This window comes from Paraburkholderia sp. BR14374 (assembly GCF_040948685.1).
Classification (GTDB): domain Bacteria; phylum Pseudomonadota; class Gammaproteobacteria; order Burkholderiales; family Burkholderiaceae; genus Paraburkholderia; species Paraburkholderia youngii.
In genome coordinates, this window is sequence record NZ_JBFPKF010000002.1 from 1 (window position 1) to 17,757 (window position 17,757).

The following is a 17,757-nucleotide window of genomic DNA, read 5'->3' on the forward strand; positions in this document are numbered from 1 at the left end:
CTCCGTGCCGGAAACAGACCGTTGAGCGGCGGATCCGTCCCCACTCAATGCGGCTCTGGCAGCCATGCTAACCCGCGCTCAAATCCGCACGGCGGCTAGCCTCGTCGCACGGGAGTCATACTGACTTGCGCGCCATACGCCGAGCTGCGGCAGCGTCCGGTAGATCATGTACGGCGACGGCCGTCCTTCCGGCGTATCGCCGGTGCACACGATGCTGTCAGGCGAGAAGCCCTGCGCGGCCGCGCCCGGCACGATTTCGTCGATGATCTCGCGGGTATAGCCGGTGGTCGTGCCGATGCGGATATCCTCGTAACGCAGTGCGCTCGCGACTTCGGCGACGCCCGGGATCACCGCGCTATAGCTCGCCGCGACCGCGATGTTCTTCGGCACGAACACGTCGTACACGGCGTCGATATCCGCGTCGGTCGGTGTATGGCCGTGACGCTCGGCCCAGGCTTGCGCGACGCGCGGCAGCGCCATCAGCGCCGCGATATGCGGCCGCTTGGCCATGCCCATCGGGCCGCGTGCTTCGTCGATCGTGATCGGCACGCCGAACTGCTCGAAGGTCTCGACGAAGGCGCCCATCGGCGCGCGTGAACCGTAGTCGACCACCGTGCCGGCCCAATCGAAAATCACCGCCTTCACGTGTTTCATCTGCTTGAATCCCCAGGAATCCGAATGTTGTTGGGTTTGCCGTCGCGGCTCAGGCCGCCTGTGCGAGCGCCTTGCGTTCGTCGAGCGCGGCGGGCGGCGGCGCCGCGTGCGTGACGCCCATCGTGCGCAGCGCCTGCGCGCAGGCCTCGACCACGCGACGCATCACCTGCTCGTCGACCTGGCCGATGCAGCCGATGCGGAAACTGTCGACCACCGTCAGCTTGCCCGGATAGATGATGAAGCCCTGCTCCTTCATCAGTTCATAGAAGCGCGCGAATTCGAACGACGGATGCGCGGGCGAGAAAAACGTCACGATGATCGGCGAGCGCCAGTGCGCGCTGAGCAATGGCTCGAAGCCCAGTTCGTGCATGCCGGCCACCAGCACGTCGCGATTGTTCGCGTAGCGCGCGAGCCGCGCGGGCTGGCCGCCTTCGAGCCTGAACAGCCGCAGCGCCTCGAGGAACGCAGCCACCGTATGCGTGGGCGGCGTGAAGCGCCACTGGCCCGTGCGATTCATCACCTCCCATTGATCGTGGAGATCGAGCGCGAGCGAATGGCTGCGGCCCTTCGCTTCGGAGAGCGCGCTCTTGCGCGCGATCACGAAGCCGAAACCCGGCACGCCCTCGATGCACTTGTTCGCCGAGGACACGAACGCCTCGCACGCGATCTGCCGCACGTCGAGCGGCACCGCGCCGAAGGCGCTCATCGAATCGATCAGCAGTTTGCGGCCGTGCTTCGCGACCGCGGCTGCAATTTCTTCGAGCGGATTGAGGATGCCGGAGCTCGTTTCGCAATGGATCGCGACCACGTGCGTGATCGACGGATCGGCGGCCAGCATGCGCTCGACTTCGACGCCGCGCGGCGGCAGGTAGTCGCCCTTGTCGAGCAGCGTGCAGGCGCGGTCGAGGTAGCCGAGCGTGGTCGCCGCGCGCTTGCCGTACGCGCCGTTCGCGAGCACGAGCGCATGGCCGTCGCGCGGAATCAGGCTGCCGAGCATCGCTTCGACGCAGTAGCTGCCGCTGCCCTGCAGCGGCACGCAGTCGTACTCCCCGGCGGTATCGCCGGCGATTTCGAGCAGGCTCGCGCGCAACTGAGCGGTCATCGCGCGGAAGTCGCCGTCCCATGAGCCCCAGTCGCGCAGCATCGCCTGTTTCGTCGAGAGTGCCGTGGTCAGCGGACCCGGTGTCAACAAGTAAGGCTCGCCGCCAGCCGGCGCCGCGCAGGATGTCGTGCCACGGCTGACGGACGTTGCCGCGGCCGCAACGCTCAATGCCGCCGCCGAACCGCCGATCGCGCTTTCCATGTCGGGTACTCCGATATCGCTATGTCGATACCTCACACGATATAGAAACGCTGTCCATCGGTAAAATCGATATAATCGATGGCGGTATCGTAAAAACTTATTCGTCGGCGAGGCACACGTGCAGTACGCGCAATTGCGGGCGTTTCATGCGGTCGCTGAACATGGCGGTTTTTCTAAAGCGGCCCAGGCGTTGTCGTTGACGCAGCCGGCGGTGTCGGACCATGTGCGGCGCCTCGAACAGGATTACGGCGTCAAGCTGTTCGAGCGCGGGCCGCGCGGCGTGGAGACGACCGAACTCGGGCTGCGCCTGTTCAGCGTGACGCGGCATATGCTCAGCTGCGAGCGTGATGCGCGTCAGTTGCTCGAATCGGCGGGCGGGCTCGAGTCGGGTTCGCTATCGCTCGCGGCCGATGCGCCCGATCTCGCCGTCGCGCTGATCGGCGCGTTTCGCCAGCGGCATCCGGGCATCGTCGTCACGCTGTCGATCGCCAATGCGGCCGAGTGCATGCAGCGCGTGCTGTCGAGTGCGGTCGACGCGGCGATCACGGCCGCGCCGCAAGTGCATAGCCGCCTGCGGTCGCGCGTGTTGCGGCGCGATCCGCTGGTCGCGATGGTGCCGGCCAGCTATGCGGCCGCGAGGAAGCGCCGCCTCAGCTACGCGGAGCTCGTCGAACAGCCGATGATCTTCCGCGAGCCGCAATCGGTCACCCAACAACTGCTCGAAATCGAGCTCGTGCGCGGGTCGTTGCAGGTCGAGCCGGTCATGTACGTGGATGGCCGCGAGGCGCTCGAGGAAGCGGTCGCGCAGGGAATCGGGGTCGGCGTGATTGCGCGCGCCGAGTTCAATGAGTCGCGGCGCATCCGGATGGTGCCGCTCGTCGACTGCCGCGTGCAGATGATCGAATCGCTGACGCGGCTCGCCGAGCGGCCGGGTTCGAATCTGCTCGACGCTTTTTTTGCGGTGGAATTGCCGGGAGCGGAAACCGAGGTCTCGGTCGGCGAGGTTCAACGCGCGTAACACGCGCGCCGTCGCTGCAACAAGCGGCGCGGCCGTCGTGCTACCGGCCGCGCCATCCGTTATCGCACTCGATCTGAAGAGCGGGTTGCCGTAAGCGTTGGCAACCCGGTCAGACTCAACGCGCGCCGCCGCTCGCGATCAGGCTCTCGCCCGTCATCCAGCGCGAGTCGTCCGAAGCCAGGAACGTGACGACATCGGCGATATCGTCGGGTTGGCCGATACGGCCGAGCGGCGTCGTGCTGATCGCCCACGTTTCGAACTCCGAGCCCATCACGCCGGCGGTGTGCGCGCCTTCGGTTTCGACCACGCCCGGATTCACCGAATTCACGCGGATCTTGCGCGGACCGAGTTCCTTCGCGAGCACGCCGGTGATCGCATCGACCGCGCCCTTGGTCGCCGTGTAGACCGCGGTGGTCGCCGGTGTGATGCGGGTCACGACCGAGCTCACGTTGACGATGCTGCCGCCTTCGCCGAGATGTTTGGCCGCCGCCTGCGTCACCAGCAGCAGACCCAGCACATTCACATCGAAGTGCTTATGAAAATGCGCTTCGGTGATCTCTTCGAGCGCCGCGAATTCGTAGACACCGGAGTTGTTGACGAGAACGTCGAGCCGGCCATAGGTTTCGATCGCCGCATCAATGATGCCCTTCGCGTCCGCGGCCTTCGACACGTCGCCGCCAACCGCGACCGCCTTGCCGCCCGCCGCGGTGATATCGGCGACCACCTTGTCGGCGCCCGCGCGGCTCGACGCATAGTTCACCACGACCGACGCGCCTTGCGCCGCCAATGCCTTCGCAATCGCCGCACCGATGCCTTTCGATGCACCCGTTACAACCGCTACCTTGCCTGTGAGCTTGCTCATCATCGTGTCCTTTCAATGGTTCGCGCCGGCATGCCTCGCGAGAAGTCACGAGGTCCACGCCGCTAAATGCTGGAAATGCAGTGGCGCTGTCACAGGTCGTAAATTTAGGCATCGCGTGAGATCGGATAAAGCGGCTCGAGGCGAATTGACACGCCGCTTCCGACGAACAATCGATTCGAAGCGGATTTCGCTGGATATGTTTACGCGGGGCTTACGAAGATTTCGGGGAATACGCGCTGATCTGGGTCGCGGTGCATCTCGTACCAGATCGATGCATGAGACTCCTACGAGTAGACGCCACGATCAGGCGCTACACGCTGAAAGCACTTTATTCACTGCGCTTTTTATTCAATGCTTGCGCAGCAGCGCGATCTGCGCCGCCACGCTCGCGAGCACCGCGAGCGCACCGAGCGTATCGAGAATAATGGACCACATGATCTTCCTCCTCCGCTATCTGCTGCCTCGACGTCATTTAAACGAATGCGCGCGGTATTGATTGAACGTCGAGGCCGAGCAGACAGATAAAGAACCAGCGACGAAAATTCGTCGAGCCCCTGCAGATAGGGTTTGACGGTGCTGTTGCTATCATTCGTTGCCGCCACGGAGCGCTCCTTCGGGAGCACAGAGCCGTAAACGGACATTCAGCGCGCGGCATTCCAACACTAACCCGATCGCCGACGCATCACACCTCTGAGGCATGCATGGAATTTCGCCAACTTCGCTACTTCATCGCAGTCGCCGAGGAGATGAACATCACGCGGGCGGCCAATCGTCTGCATATGACGCAACCGCCGCTGTCGCGGCAGATCCAGCAGATCGAGGAAGACGTCGGCCTGCCGCTGTTCGAGCGCGGCTCGCGACCGTTGCGGCTCACCGAAGCCGGCCGCATTTTCTACACCCAGGCGAAGCGTCTGATCGATGAAGCCGACGAGCTCGCGCCGCTCACGCGCCGGCTCGCACAACTCGCGGAGCGCATCGTGATCGGCTTCGTGCCGTCTACGCTGTATGGCGCGCTGCCCGCGGTGATCCGCTCGTTTCGCGAGGCCGCGCCTCATATCGAGCTATCGCTGATCGAGATGTTCACACTCGAGCAGTTGGCCGCGCTCAAAGGCGGCCGCATCGACGTCGGCTTCGGCCGCCTGCGCTTCGATGATGCGCAACTCGCGCGCGAAGTGCTGGTCGAGGAACGGATGATCGCGGCGTTGCCGCAGGACCATCCGCTCGCACGGCAGAAGAAGCCGCTGACGCTCGCAGCGCTCGCCGAGGAAACGCTGATCGTCTATCCAAGCACGCCGCGGCCGAGCTACGCGGACCAGCAGATCTCGGCGATGCACGATCAGGCGCTGGAGCCGAAGGCGATTCACGAAGTGCGCGAGTTGCAGACCGCGCTCGGTCTGGTCGCCGCGCAGGTCGGCGTGTGTCTCGTGCCGGAGAGCGTCGAGGGCTTGCGCGCGCACGGCGTCGCGTACCGGCCGATTCCGTCGGCAAGCGCGGCGTCGCCGATCATCATGAGCCGGCGCCTGCAGGACGAATCGCCCGCGACGATGCTGATGTGCTCGCTCGCGCGGCAGTTGTTCAAGCGGGTTTGAGCGCCGCTTGCGCGAGCACGGCGCATCGTGCCGCCCTACTTCACATCGAAGCCATAGTCCCCATGCGTTCGATGCCCGTCGGACGCCACCGCGACCCAATGCACGGTGTAGTGTCCGGCCGCGAGCGTCGGCAGCGGCAGCGTCATCACCGCGGGTTGCCGCGCATCCACCGATGACTTCTGCGTGCCGACCTGCTTGCCGCTCGCATCGGTGACGCTCAGCGAGCTGAACGCCGGTTCGAGCGGCCCGTCGAAGGTCACCTTGACCTGCGCGGGCGCGGCCACCGATGCGCCCGCGCCCGGCTCCTGCTTCTGCGGAAACACATGCGCGAGTGCCGCGCTCGCGAACGTCACACCGGCGATCAGTGCCGCCAGGCGCATTGCGTGAGATTCGAAGCTGTTCATCATCGTTTTTCTCCTGCACTACTCATGGAAACAGCGGCTTGCCGAGCGTAGTCGGCGCAATGTCGTCGAAGAACAAATGCGCCTGCACCAGAATGCCGACGTGCGAGCCGCTCGCACGGTTGATCGGAAGCTGTGCCTCGACGCCGAACTGTCCGTAGCGATTGATCCAGATAAAGCCCGGATTGACCGTGCCGGTCGTCTGCCCCTGGCTGCGCGACAGCGGGACCTCGACGAGCGGGATCAGGTTCGAGAACGGCTGCGGCAGACCCGCGTCGTGCACGTGCTGCTGCAGATACGGCAGGCTGTACTGCACGGTGAAGCCGTAGTTGAACGCGTTCGGCTGACCCGCGCCGGTGTTGAGCGCGGGGGCCGCCTCGGCCGTGATCGCGAGCGGGCGCAGATACGCGAGCGAATCGGGCAGATCGCCCATGCCCTTGCCGATGTAGACGGTCGGCGAGATCGTCGAGAAGTTGTCGGCGATCGCTCGACTGCCGGTGCCGCCGAGCTCCGCAGTGACGCCGATCGACGTCATCAGCTCGTGCGGCTCGTTCACGTACAGCAGGTACTTGAGGCCGACGCCGAAGTTGTTGAAGCCGGCCGCGCGCGGGTTGTTCTGGAGCACGTACGCGCCGTCGATCGACACGGCCAGGCGCGGCGTGATCAGCTTGTCGTACTCGAAGCTGAACGTGTTGATGCTCTGGTCGCCGTTGTCGCCAGGCACGCGCTGATGGCCGTACTCGAAGTTGGCTTCGTCGCCGACGCCGGGGTCGTCGACCGCGAGCGTCGCCGGGAAGACGCGGTTGCCGGCGATCGCGTGCGCCTGCGCGATGGACGGCGCAGTGATCAGGCCTACGACGCCGCACGCGGCGTAAGCGGTGTAGGCGACATAGGTGGCAGCCGCGATGAGCGGCGCCGCGCGCGGCGGACGGCCACCGCGCGTTGCTGATGTATGCATGAGTGCATCCTGTCTGTTCGGTGATGACGAGGCCGGCGCGCGCCGTCGAACGGACGCGCGCGAGCAAGCACGATGCACGTAGGCGCATCGCGTCGTAAGGGATTCGGATCAGGAAGCGGAAGGCGGGGCGCGGGGCTGCGCGAAGGTCAGCGGTTCGACACGGCGCACGCTGTTATCGCGCGTCACGGCCGTGTGCTGGCGCGCGCGGAGCGCGGCGACGAACAGCATGCCGACGTTCGGCATCACCGGCAGATGCGCGAGCAGGCTGCAATAGCCGCAGGCATCGCCGGACATCTGCGCGTGCTTGTCCGTGGGATTGCCGGTGTCGTCGGTGTTGTCTGGCGGGTTGGCGATGGCCTGGGTGGGCTCGGGCGTGTCGTCCTGCATCCGCATGCCCGGCATCGACGCCATCTGGCAATGCTCGCCCATCACCGCGTCGGCATGGCGATGGGCGGCGAGCGTCTGCGAGATCGTCGGCGCGAGCGTCGTCAGCAGGATCGCGAGCGATCCTAGCCAGCTGCCGATCTTCCGATACCGACGATTCAACATGCGCCCAGCGACACGCCGCGAGTTGTGAAGTCCACTACTGCCAGACCGCGATTTGCGGCAAATTATGCCATGTACGCGTTATTCTCGGCCGCGGGCGGCAGGCTCCGTCGAGCGCCGCGCGCCCGGTCGATAGAACGGACCGCTACGGCAAAGCCACCGCGCACAGGCGACAATGCCTGCTCCCGGCGTCAAGCACGGAGTATTCATGAAAGCGCAGCGTCCGCGTCCTCCGCACTTTTCCGCCGAACTTACGCGCGCCGAATGGCGCGAGCACCTGCTGCCCTACTTCATCACGGCGCTGCTGATCGCGTTCGCGATCGTGCTGATCGTCTGGATCGCCAATCCGGCGCCGCCGCGCACGATCACGATCAGCGCCGGCCCGCGCGACAGCTCGTTCGTCGTCACTGCGAACCAGTACCGCAAGATCCTCGCGCGCAACGGCATCCGCCTGAACGTGCTCGAATCCGATGGGTCCGTGCAGAACCTGCAGCGGCTGCTGGACCCGAAGCAGCAAGTCGATATCGCGTTCGTGCAAGGCGGGGTGGCCCAAGGGCTGGATACGTCGTCGCTGGTGTCGCTCGGCAGCGTGTTCTATGTGCCGATCGTGGTGTTCTACCGTGGCGCGGCGCTCACGCAACTCGCGCAGCTCGAAGGCAAGCGGATCGCGGTCGGCCGCAAAGGCAGCGGCACGCGGCTGCTCGCGCTGCAACTGCTCGCGGCGAACGGCATCGAGCCAGGCGGCGCCACGACGCTGGTGCCGAGCGACGGTCTGCAGGCCGCCACGCAGCTGGTCGCCGGCGAGGTCGACGCGGCGCTCCTGAGCGGCGACTCGGCGACGCGCGGCCTGATGCTGCGGCTGTTGCGCGTACCCGGCATTTCGGTGATGAATTTCGACGAAGCCAGCGCCTATACGCGCGTGTTCCCGTTTCTCGACCAGATCGACCTGCCGCCCGGCGTGCTTGACCTGAAGCGGCGCATTCCGCCCGAGACCGTGCATCTGATCAGTCCGACGGTCGAACTCGTCGCGCGCAGCACGCTGCATCCGGCGATCTCGGATCTGCTGATCGAGGCGGCGCAGGAAGTACATGGCGCCGCGGGCCTGTTGCAGCACGCCGGCCAGTTCCCGACACCGGTCGAGCACGAATACCGGATCAGCGAGGACGCGCAGCGCTATTACCGGACCGGCAAGGGCTTTTTGTATCGGACGCTGCCGTTCTGGCTCGCGAGCATCGGCGATCGCACGCTGGTCCTGCTGTTGCCGGTCGCTGTGCTGCTGTTGCCCGCGATGCGGGTGATTCCGGCGCTGTACCGGTGGCGGGTGCGCTCGCGCATCTATCGCTATTACGGTTCGCTGATTGCGATCGAGCGGCACGCGCTCGCCGGCGCAACCGACGAGGAGCGCACACAGCTACTGGGACAACTGGACGAGATCGAGGCGGCGCTGAACCACCTGCGCATGCCGTTAGCGTATGCGGATGCGTTTTATGTGCTGCGGGAGCATGTGGGATTCGTGCGCAGCCGGCTGACGGCTGCGCCGCACGTCATGGCCTCTTGAGCGAGGCCGCGACGGGCTATGCCAGGCTTAGGCCTGGGAGGGAGTGGAAGCTTGCGTCTCGTGTTGGGCGCTGGTTTGCGCCTGGGTGTCCGCGCTGCCGGCGGCATTCGGTGCTACGGCTTCCGGCGTTGCAGCAGCGGCATCCGCTTGCGGAACCGCCTGTTCCGCGACTGCCGCTGCGACTGCTTCGGTCTGCGGCTCGTCGGCGGTCGCCTTCCCGGACGGTGACGGTGTACCGGCATCGGTCGGAGCATTCGCGCTTGCCGTCGCCGCGGCGGCCTTCTGCGCGCCCTTCGCCGCGCGATGCGCGAGCAGGCGCTGCGCACCGGCCGCTTCCTGCGCCGTAACCTTGCCGGCTTCGACACCCGCCAGATCGACGCGCGCGGCGCCTTCGACGAGGCTCTTCCAGTAGCGCCCGCCACGGCACCACGTCTTGATCGCGTCGCGCAGCTCGGCTTCGGTCAGCGACAGTTCCTTCGCATGCACGACGAGGTCTTCGAAAACGCCGATCTTCAGCGGCAGCTTCGGGGCCGGATTCTTCGGGAAAGCGACCGGGAAACGCTTTTGCAGACGACCGATCGACCGCACCACCGGGTCCACCGGCTTGGCCTCCACCGCCGCCGCCCTGGCGGGCGCGGCGCCCTCGGGTGCGGCGTGGCGCGGCTGCGGGCGGCCGGGTCGCGTGCCCGGCTTGCCTTCCGGCCGACCACCGGCCTTCGCGGCCGGCTTGCCGCCGGGCCGGCCACCGGACTTCGTGCCCGGATTGGCGCCACGCTCGGCGTTAGAGCCAGGATGTGCCCCAGGATTTGAAGCGGGCTTGCCAGCGGACTTCGAAGCGGGGCGCGCAGCCGATTTGCGATCGGGCTTGCCGGCGCCCTCGGCGGCGGCTCGCGCCGCGGCCAGTTGCTTCTTCAGTTCAGCGAGTTGTTCGAAACCCATAGTGCACAACCAATCTGTCGATCTGTAAAAATGAGATTGTAGCAGCGTGCGCCTATATGCTTGTGACAACCGCTAGCCGCAATGACGATCGTTAATTCGCGGCCGTGACGGGCGCATCGGCGGCGGGCGCGTGCAGCCCGGTGACCGACACCCGCAAGCCCGGCGCGCCGACATTGTTGCGCAGCGACAGCCCGAGCTGATGCCGCTCGGCGATCCGCGCGACGATCGCGAGACCGAGCCCGCTGCCCTCGCCCTTCGACTCCTCGCCGCGATAGAAACGGTCGAACACGCGTTCGAGCTCCGCCTCCGGAATCCCCGAGCCGCTGTCGACGACCTCGAAGCCCACCCGCTCGCCCGTGCGCCGCAGCACCACGTCGACACGGCCGCCCCGCGGCGTATGACGAATCGCGTTGTTGATCAGATTCCCCAACAACACGCTGATACTGTGCGGCTCGGCGAGCACCGTGTAGGCGTCGTTCGGTGTGCGGGCCTGTTCGCATTCGAGGCCCAGATCGATCTCGCGCAGCTCGGCGAGCACGGAACAATCGCTGACCGCCTGCTCGCCGATGCGGCGCAGGCTGACCGGCACCGTCGACGTGACCGGCTGCGCGTCTTCGCGCGCCAGCGTCAGCAATTGCTGCACGAGGTGGATGATCCGGTTCACCCGATTTTCGACACGCTCGAGCGTCTGCCCCTCGCCCCTCAGCGAGCCATCGCGCGACGCCGCCTGCAGTTGCAGCTTCAGCGCCGCGAGCGGCGAGCGCAACTCGTGCGCGGCATCGGCGATGAACGTGCGCTGCGCCTGCGACGCCGTATGCAGCCGTTGCAGCAGATCGTTCAGCGCTTCGACGAGCGGCCGGATTTCGACCGGCATGTTGCCGTCGAGCCGCAGCGGTTCGAGCGAATCGATCGAACGCGTCGCGAGCGCGCGCGACAGCCCGCCGATCGGCGCGAGCCCGCGCGCGACCACCAGCAGCACCAGCGCGATCGTCACCGGCAGCAGCACGCCGAGCGGCCATAGCGTGTGCAGCGCAAGATGCAGCGCGAGATCCTCGCGCACCGATACGGGCTGCGCGACCTGCACGTAGCGGTCTGGCTGCGCGACGCCGAAGACGCGCCAGTGGTACTCGCCGCGCGGTACCGTGTGGAAGCCCGGCGCCAGACGCTCGAACATCGGCGTCTGCGCGGAGTGATAGACGAGCGTGCCGCTCTGGTCCCAGATCTCGATGACGATGCGGTCGTCGGCCAGATCGCCGAGGTCGGGGGCGCGACGCTCGCGCAGGCCCGCGCCGCTCAGCGACGACGGCAGCGACAGCGCGACCGTGCGCAGTTCGTAGTCGAACAGCTCGCTCGCCTCGCGCCGCGCGGTATGGAAGATCGCGAAAGCCGCGACCATCGAGGTCGCCGCCATGCCGAAGATCAGCCAGCCGAGCAGCCAGCGGCGAATCGACGTCATCCGCACCTCTTCAGGCGGTAGCCGACCCCGCGCACGGTCACGACCTGGTCCGCGCCGATCTTGCGCCGCAGACTGTGCACATGCACTTCGATCGTGTTGCTGCCGACTTCTTCGCCCCAGCCGTACAGCTTTTCTTCGAGCTCGGCCTTGGTGAACACGCGGGTCGGCTCCTCGATCAGCGCCTGCAGCAGCGCGAATTCTCGCGGCACGAGCGGCAGCGGCACCCCGTCCTTGGTGACTTCATGCGCGGCGGGGTCGAGCGTCAGTTCGCCGTGGCTGTAGACCGGCTGCTTCTGGCCAGTGCGTCGGCGCAGCAGCGCGCGAATGCGCGCGGCCAGTTCGTCGAGATCGAACGGCTTGATCAGGTAGTCGTCGGCGCCGGCGTCGAGACCGCGGATGCGTTCGTCGATCGCGTCGCGCGCGGTCAGGATGATGACCGGCGCCGCGCCGCCGTTGCGGCGATACGCGTTCAGCACGTCGATGCCGTCTTTTTTCGGCAGGCCGAGGTCGAGCAGTACGAGGTCGTACACGCCGTTATCGAGCGACAGTTCCGCCGCGCGGCCGTCCTCGGCCCAGTCGATCGCGTAGCCGGCGCGGCGCATCGCGCCCAGCACCGATTCCGCGATCATGTCGTCGTCTTCGACCAATAGCAGGCGCATGGTCTCTCCCTTCCTTGCTGCGGTTTTAGCCGCCGCATTATCGGCCCCAGCAGCTTAACGAACCCTTACGGGGTACTGATGACGGCGCCGATTTCGCGCGGCTCGGGTCACGCTATTCGACGTTAAGCCTGTCTTAAGCGCGCGCTTCGGAAAATTGGCTCCCATTGCGAGGCCTCGTTCGCGAGTCGCTCGCCCCTTCCGATGATTCGCAGGAGCCGGATTTTGCCCGATTTCCATCCCGTGACGGCGCTGCGTCGGCGCGCGCTGGTGCCGTTATGCGCGCTGCTGATGAGCGGCTGCGCGACCTATCACCGCGAACCGCTCGCGCCGCAGGTCACCTCGACGTCCGCGCGATCGCTCGAACGGATCCGCATCGATCCCGCGAGCATGCCGCTGCCCGAGTTGGCCACGCATCGGTTCGATCCCGCCGACGGGCTCGACATCGACGAAGTCGCGATGCTCGCGGTCGCCAACAACCCCGATCTGAAGCTGGCCCGCGACGATCTCGGCATCGCCCGCGCGCAGGCTTATTCGGCGGGTCTGCTGCCCGATCCGCAACTGAGCGTGTCGAGCGATTATCCCGGCGCGGCCGGCACCACGCGCGCGTTCAATTATGGCCTCAGCATCGACGTGATGGCGATCGTGCTGCGCAGCGCGAACAAACAGTCCGCCGACGCGACGCTGGCGAAGACCGATCTCGGCCTTCTGTGGCAGGAATGGCAGGTGGTCGCGCAGGCGCGCCAGCTGTTCGTGAAGAGCTGCTTTCAGCAGCGCACGCTGCCGCTGTTGCAACAGCAACGCGAACTCGCGCGCACCCGCTACGAGCGCATGGCCGCGGCGCGCGCGGACGGCAATCTGACCGACGATACGCTCACCGCCGCGCTCATCGCTTACAGCGACGCGCGCAAGCAGTACACGGACGCCGAGCGCGCGGCCGTGCAAACCCATCACGATCTGAACGCTCTGCTGGGTCTCGCGCCCGACGTGCAATTGCAGTTGCAGGCAGGCCACGACGACAATGTCGCACCGCTTTCCGACGCCACGCTCGACTCAGCGCTCGCCGAGCTCGCGCACCGCCGCCCCGACCTGATCGCGCTGCAGGCCGGCTACGAAGCGCAGGAGCAGAAATACCGCGCGGCGATTCTGAGCCAGTTCCCGAGTCTGTCGGTCGGTTTCGTGCGGGCGCGCGACACCTCGAACATCTACACGAGCGGCTTTCAGATCAACCTGAGTCTGCCGATCTTCAACCGCAATCAGGGCAATGTCGCGATCGAAAAAGCGACCCGTCAGCGACTTCGCGACGAGTACCAGACCCGACTGAACCAGGCGTATGCGGACGTCGCCCGGCTGCGCGAGGACAGCGCGATTCTCGCGCGGCAGTTGCAGCAGACCGAAGCCGCATTACCCGGCGTCGAGCGCTCCGCGCGCGAAGCGGCGGCGGCCTACGCCGAACATAACCTCGCGCTCGGCGCGTACACCGACGCGCAAAGCGCCGCGCTCGCGAAACGCATCGACGTCGCGACGCTGCGCGAAGCGCTCGACGAACAACGCGTCGGCTTGCAGGCGCTGCTCGGCAGCGCGATTCCCGACGCTTTCACTCCCGCTCAAACTTTCATCGACACTCATGCGAAATAGCCTGTTTCCATCGCGGTACGGATGGCCGCGTGTTGCGGCCGTCGCCGCGCCGCTGGTTTGCGCGGTCCTGCTGTATGCAGCGGTCCATCCGGTGCGTGCGGACGACAACCCCGCCAGCGAAACTCAACCGTCGGTCGCGGTGCAGACCGTGCGCGTGCAGCGCGCCGCGATCGCGCAGCCGGTGCGCGGCTTCGGGATCGTCGCGACCACCGCGTCGAACCTGACGACGATCAACCTGCCCTATGTGTCGCGTATCGCACAGATGCGCGTGCAGGCGGGCGAGACCGTCAAGCGCGGCACGCCACTGTTCGTCGTCCAGGCCGATCCTGCCGCGGTGCTTGCCGCCACTCAGGCGAGAAGCGCGCTGACGCTCGCGCAAGGCGAACTCGCGCGGACCCGGTCGCTGTACGACAAAGGTCTCGCGACGCAATCGCAGCTCGCCACCGCGAGCAAAGCCGTCGACGATGCGCGCGACGCGCTCGCCGCGCAGAATCAGACCGGCGCCGCGAGCGGCAGCAAGGTCGTGACCGCGCCGTTCGACGGCGTAGTGCTGCAGCTATCGGCGGCGCAAGGCGACCAGGTGCAGGCCGGTGCGGCGATTCTGCAACTCGCGAGCGGCAGCGGCCGCGACGCGCGCGCAAACGTAACGCTCGGCGTCGAGCCCAGCGATGCCGCAGCGATCCATCCGGGCGACGTCGTCACGCTGCACGGCCTGTCCACGGCGCTCGCGCGGACGTCGATCGAAGGCCGCGTGGTGCTGGTCGGTGCCGCGATCGATCCGCAATCGCAACTGGTCAACATCGGCGCGACGGTACCGCTCGCGCAGACGCCGTTCATCCCCGGCACACGCGTTTCCGGCGACATCGCGACCCGCACGGGCACGCACTGGATCGTGCCGCGCGCGGCCGTGCTGCAGGATGGGCAGCATGCGTACGTGTTCCAGATCACGCCGCAAAACAAGGCGCATCGCGTCGCAGTGAGCATCGCGATCGAAAACGGCGAGCGCTACGGCGTCGATGGCCCGCTCGACCCCATGCTCGGCGTCGTGACGAGCGGCAACTACGAGCTGAAAGACGGCATGGCGGTCCGCGCCGCGGGAGATGGCGCGCGATGAACTTCGGCCAATGGATGCAGACGCATCGCCGCTCGCTGCTGTTCGTCATCGCGTTGCTCGCGATTGCCGGCGTGTTGAGCGCGTTCCGTCTGCCGATCTCGCTGTTTCCGAACGTCGCGTTTCCGCGCGCGGTCGTATCGCTCGACGCGGGCGATCGCCCCGCCGAGCAGATGACCACGCTCGTCACGATGCCGGTCGAGGAAGCGCTGCGGCGCGTGCCGAACGTGCGCGACGTCGAATCGAGGACCAGCCGTGGCGCTGCGGAGATCTCGCTGAACTTCGACTGGGGCACCGACATGGCGCAGGCGACGCTGCAGGCTCAATCGGCGATCAGCGAAATTCTCGCGACGCTGCCGCCCGGCACGACGATGCAGGTGCGGCGCATGGACCCGACCGTGTTTCCGGTGCTCGCGTACAGCCTCACGTCGAAGCAGCAGTCGCTGTCCGCGCTGCGCGATCTCGCGCAGTTCCAGATGCGGCCGCTGTTGTCGTCGGTGGAAGGCGTCGCGCGCGTCGAGGTGACCGGCGGCGCCGAGGACGAGTTCGAGGTCGCGGTCGATCCCGCCCGCCTCGCCGCGTACAAGCTGTCGCTCGCCGATGTATCGAAGGCGATCGGCGCGAGCAACGTGCTGATGGCAAACGGCCGCATCGAGGATCACGACAAGCTGTACCTCGTCGTCACGAACTCGACGATCACGCAGCTCGACGAACTGCGCAACGTCGTCGTGGCCGCCAACGGCAATGCGAACGGCGCGCAGATCCGTCTGGGCGACGTCGCGACGGTGCGCCAGGGCGTCGTGCCGCAATGGATGCGCGTCACCGCCGATGGTCAGGATGCGGTGCTCCTGAACGTGTACCAGCAGCCCGGCGCCAACAGCGTCGCGATGGCACGCGCGATCCGCGCGAAGATTGCCGCGTTCCAGCCGCAGATGCCCGCGGGCGTGCATCTGTCGAACTGGTACGACCAGAGCGAACTCGTGATCGCGTCGGCCACCAGCGTGCGCGACGCGATCATGATCGGCATCGTGCTCGCGGCATTGACGCTGTTCTTCTTCCTGCGCAACTGGAAGATCACCGCGATCGCGGTCGCGCTGGTGCCGGTCGTGATGGCCGCGACGATTCTGCTGCTCGACGTGTTCGGCATGGGCTTCAACATCATGACGCTGGGCGGTATGGCGGCCGCGGTCGGCCTCGTGATCGACGACGCGATCGTGATGATCGAGCACATCGTGCGGCGCATGCGTGAAGCCGGCGCGCGCGCGTTCCATGGCCGCGTGATGGCCGCGGCGCTCGAGTTCACACGGCCGCTCGCGGGTTCGTCGGCGGCAACGCTGATCATCTTCGTGCCGCTCGCGTTTCTGTCGGGTGTGACGGGAGCCTTTTTCAAGGCGCTGTCGCTGACGATGGCGAGCGCGCTGCTCATTTCGTTCCTCGTCACGTGGCTCGCGGTGCCGATCCTGTGCGACCACTGGCTGAAGCCCAAAGACGCCGAGGAGCACCAGGAAACCCGTTTCGCCGCATGGCTGAACCGGCGCTATGCGGCGACGATCGGCCGCGTGATCGCACGGCCGCCGCTCGTGCTGCTCGGCGTCGTGCCGTTGATCGTCGTCGCGGCGTTCGCATTCACGCGCGTCGGCAGTGGCTTCATGCCGAGCATGGACGAAGGCGGCTTCGTGCTCGACTATCACACGCAACCGGGTACGTCGATCACCGAAACGGACCGGCTGATGAAGCAGATCGAGCAGATCGTGCGCGCGAATCCGAACGTCGCGACCTATTCGCGCCGCACCGGCGCGGGCCTCGGCGGCGATCTGAACGAGCCGAACAAGGGCGACTTCTTCGTGCGGCTCAAGTCCGGCAAGCGCGAGCCGATCGACACCGTGATGGAGGAAATCCGCTCGCAGATCGAAAACCAGGTGCCGGGCGTCAGTATCGAGCTCGCGCAGCTGATGGAAGACCTGATCGGCGATCTGACCGCGGTGCCGCAGCCGGTGCAGATCAAGATCTTCTCCGACGATCCGCACACGCTCGACACCACCGCGCGCAGAGTTGCCGCGCGTATCGGCCAGATTCAGGGCATCGTCGACGTGAACGACGGTATCAACCCGGCCGGCGACGCGATCGAGCTGCACATCCTGCCCGCCGCTGCCGCGGCCGAAGGCATGGACCCGCAGGCGATCGCGCAGGCCGTCACCGACATGCTCGAAGGCAATGTCGCGACGCAGTTCCAGAGCGGCCCGAAAACGGTCGGCGTGCGCGTGCGCGTGAACGGCGCGCGCCAGATGACCGATACGCAACTCGGTCAGTTACAGATTCGCGCGCCGGACGGGCATCTGTTCGCGCTGAAGCGCGTCGCCGATCGCGTGAGCGTCACCGGTCAGCCCGAAATCAGCCGCTCGAATCTGAAGCGGATGGTCGCGGTCACTGCGCGCATCGACGGGCGCGATCTCGGCTCGACGATCGCCGACGTGCAGAAGGCGCTCGGCAACGCGGACCTGCTGCCGTCGGGCGTCTATTACGAGCTCGGCGGTCTGTACCAGCAACAGCAGATCGCCTTCAAGGGGCTCTTGACCGTGTTCGGCGCCGCGATCGCGCTCGTGTTCGGCCTGCTGCTGTTCCTGTACGAACGCCTGCGTGTCGCGCTCGCGGTGCTGGCAATGCCGCTCTTCGCTGCCGGCGCGGTGTTCATCGGCCTTTGGATCACCGGCATCGAGTTGAATATCTCGGCGATGATGGGCATGACGATGATCATCGGCATCGTGACGGAAGTTGCCATCTTTTATGTATCGGAATTGCAGGCGCTGGTGCGCGACGACGAAATGCCGTTCGACGACGCGTTGCAGGCCGCCGGCCGGAATCGTCTGCGGCCGATCGCGATGACGACGATCGCCGCGATCCTCGCGCTGTTGCCGCTCGCGTTCGCGCTGGGGCAAGGCTCGGCGATGCAGCAACCGCTCGCGATCGCGATCATTTCCGGACTGATCGTCCAGTTGCCGCTCGTGCTGTTGCTGCTGCCGGCGTTGCTGAAGCTATTGATGAAAAAGCAGCCGGTGTGAGCGCGGCCC

Annotated in this window: 15 protein-coding genes; 6 read left to right on the forward strand and 9 right to left on the reverse strand. The window is 66.5% G+C overall.

Features of this window, described 5'->3' with window-relative positions:
- Positions 1 to 78 precede the first annotated feature (78 nt).
- Together phnX and AB3X86_RS03940 are read right to left on the reverse strand one after the other, a co-directional pair.
- Complete coding sequence (gene phnX, locus AB3X86_RS03935) at positions 79 to 654, reverse strand: phosphonoacetaldehyde hydrolase (RefSeq protein ID WP_368595007.1); 576 nt, start codon at positions 652 to 654, stop codon at positions 79 to 81.
- Positions 655 to 703: 49 nt separating this feature from the next.
- Complete coding sequence (locus AB3X86_RS03940) at positions 704 to 1,957, reverse strand: 2-aminoethylphosphonate--pyruvate transaminase (protein ID WP_368595008.1); 1,254 nt, start codon at positions 1,955 to 1,957, stop codon at positions 704 to 706.
- 118 nt (positions 1,958 to 2,075) lie between these two features.
- Between AB3X86_RS03940 and AB3X86_RS03945 the strand changes: the two genes are divergently transcribed.
- Positions 2,076 to 2,975: a LysR substrate-binding domain-containing protein gene (locus AB3X86_RS03945; protein ID WP_368595009.1), complete on the forward strand. Its 900-nt coding sequence runs from the start codon at positions 2,076 to 2,078 to the stop codon at positions 2,973 to 2,975.
- Positions 2,976 to 3,090: 115 nt separating this feature from the next.
- Here AB3X86_RS03945 and AB3X86_RS03950 read toward each other — a convergent pair whose 3' ends face one another.
- Complete coding sequence (locus tag AB3X86_RS03950; RefSeq protein WP_368595010.1) at positions 3,091 to 3,837, reverse strand: glucose 1-dehydrogenase; 747 nt, start codon at positions 3,835 to 3,837, stop codon at positions 3,091 to 3,093.
- Positions 3,838 to 4,538: 701 nt separating this feature from the next.
- Between AB3X86_RS03950 and AB3X86_RS03955 the strand changes: the two genes are divergently transcribed.
- Positions 4,539 to 5,426: a LysR family transcriptional regulator gene (locus tag AB3X86_RS03955; RefSeq protein ID WP_176108421.1), complete on the forward strand. Its 888-nt coding sequence runs from the start codon at positions 4,539 to 4,541 to the stop codon at positions 5,424 to 5,426.
- A gap of 35 nt (positions 5,427 to 5,461) precedes the next feature.
- Here AB3X86_RS03955 and AB3X86_RS03960 read toward each other — a convergent pair whose 3' ends face one another.
- The 3 genes from AB3X86_RS03960 to AB3X86_RS03970 form a co-directional block, all read right to left on the reverse strand.
- On the reverse strand, positions 5,462 to 5,833 hold the full coding sequence (locus AB3X86_RS03960) for a copper resistance protein CopC (protein WP_184227150.1): 372 nt from the start codon (positions 5,831 to 5,833) through the stop codon (positions 5,462 to 5,464).
- A 19-nt stretch (positions 5,834 to 5,852) separates the two neighbouring features.
- Positions 5,853 to 6,785, reverse strand: a complete 933-nt coding sequence (locus AB3X86_RS03965; RefSeq protein WP_368595011.1) for a hypothetical protein — start codon at positions 6,783 to 6,785, stop codon at positions 5,853 to 5,855.
- A gap of 108 nt (positions 6,786 to 6,893) precedes the next feature.
- Positions 6,894 to 7,334 carry a DUF2946 domain-containing protein gene (locus AB3X86_RS03970; protein ID WP_368595012.1) on the reverse strand — a complete coding sequence of 147 codons (441 nt, stop codon included), beginning with the start codon at positions 7,332 to 7,334 and terminating at the stop codon, positions 6,894 to 6,896.
- A 205-nt stretch (positions 7,335 to 7,539) separates the two neighbouring features.
- Between AB3X86_RS03970 and AB3X86_RS03975 the strand changes: the two genes are divergently transcribed.
- Positions 7,540 to 8,889 (forward strand): TAXI family TRAP transporter solute-binding subunit, encoded by a 1,350-nt coding sequence (locus tag AB3X86_RS03975; protein ID WP_368595013.1) that lies wholly within the window; start codon positions 7,540 to 7,542, stop codon positions 8,887 to 8,889.
- Between the two features lie 27 nt (positions 8,890 to 8,916).
- On the opposite strand, the gene AB3X86_RS03980 is transcribed toward AB3X86_RS03975, so the two are convergent.
- The 3 genes from AB3X86_RS03980 to AB3X86_RS03990 all read right to left on the reverse strand — a co-directional run bounded on the left by AB3X86_RS03980 (position 8,917) and on the right by AB3X86_RS03990 (position 11,943).
- Entirely contained in the window at positions 8,917 to 9,828 is a 912-nt protein-coding gene (locus AB3X86_RS03980; RefSeq protein WP_368595014.1) for a ProQ/FINO family protein, read from the reverse strand.
- A 91-nt stretch (positions 9,829 to 9,919) separates the two neighbouring features.
- The gene (locus tag AB3X86_RS03985) at positions 9,920 to 11,284 is read right to left on the reverse strand and encodes an ATP-binding protein (protein ID WP_368595015.1); all 1,365 of its coding nucleotides are present in this window, start codon (positions 11,282 to 11,284) and stop codon (positions 9,920 to 9,922) included.
- The gene (locus AB3X86_RS03990; protein ID WP_018434619.1) at positions 11,281 to 11,943 is read right to left on the reverse strand and encodes a response regulator; all 663 of its coding nucleotides are present in this window, start codon (positions 11,941 to 11,943) and stop codon (positions 11,281 to 11,283) included. The genes AB3X86_RS03985 and AB3X86_RS03990 overlap by 4 nt, the downstream gene beginning before the upstream one ends.
- Before the next feature lie 222 nt (positions 11,944 to 12,165).
- On the opposite strand from AB3X86_RS03990, the gene AB3X86_RS03995 reads away from it, so the two are divergent.
- The 3 genes from AB3X86_RS03995 to AB3X86_RS04005 are packed head-to-tail and all read left to right on the forward strand — an operon-like array spanning position 12,166 to position 17,748.
- Positions 12,166 to 13,578 (forward strand): TolC family protein, encoded by a 1,413-nt coding sequence (locus AB3X86_RS03995; RefSeq protein ID WP_368595016.1) that lies wholly within the window; start codon positions 12,166 to 12,168, stop codon positions 13,576 to 13,578.
- Positions 13,568 to 14,692, forward strand: a complete 1,125-nt coding sequence (locus tag AB3X86_RS04000; protein ID WP_368595017.1) for an efflux RND transporter periplasmic adaptor subunit — start codon at positions 13,568 to 13,570, stop codon at positions 14,690 to 14,692. The genes AB3X86_RS03995 and AB3X86_RS04000 overlap by 11 nt, the downstream gene beginning before the upstream one ends.
- On the forward strand, positions 14,689 to 17,748 hold the full coding sequence (locus tag AB3X86_RS04005) for an efflux RND transporter permease subunit (protein WP_368595018.1): 3,060 nt from the start codon (positions 14,689 to 14,691) through the stop codon (positions 17,746 to 17,748). The genes AB3X86_RS04000 and AB3X86_RS04005 overlap by 4 nt, the downstream gene beginning before the upstream one ends.
- The last annotated feature ends 9 nt before the right edge of the window (positions 17,749 to 17,757 follow it).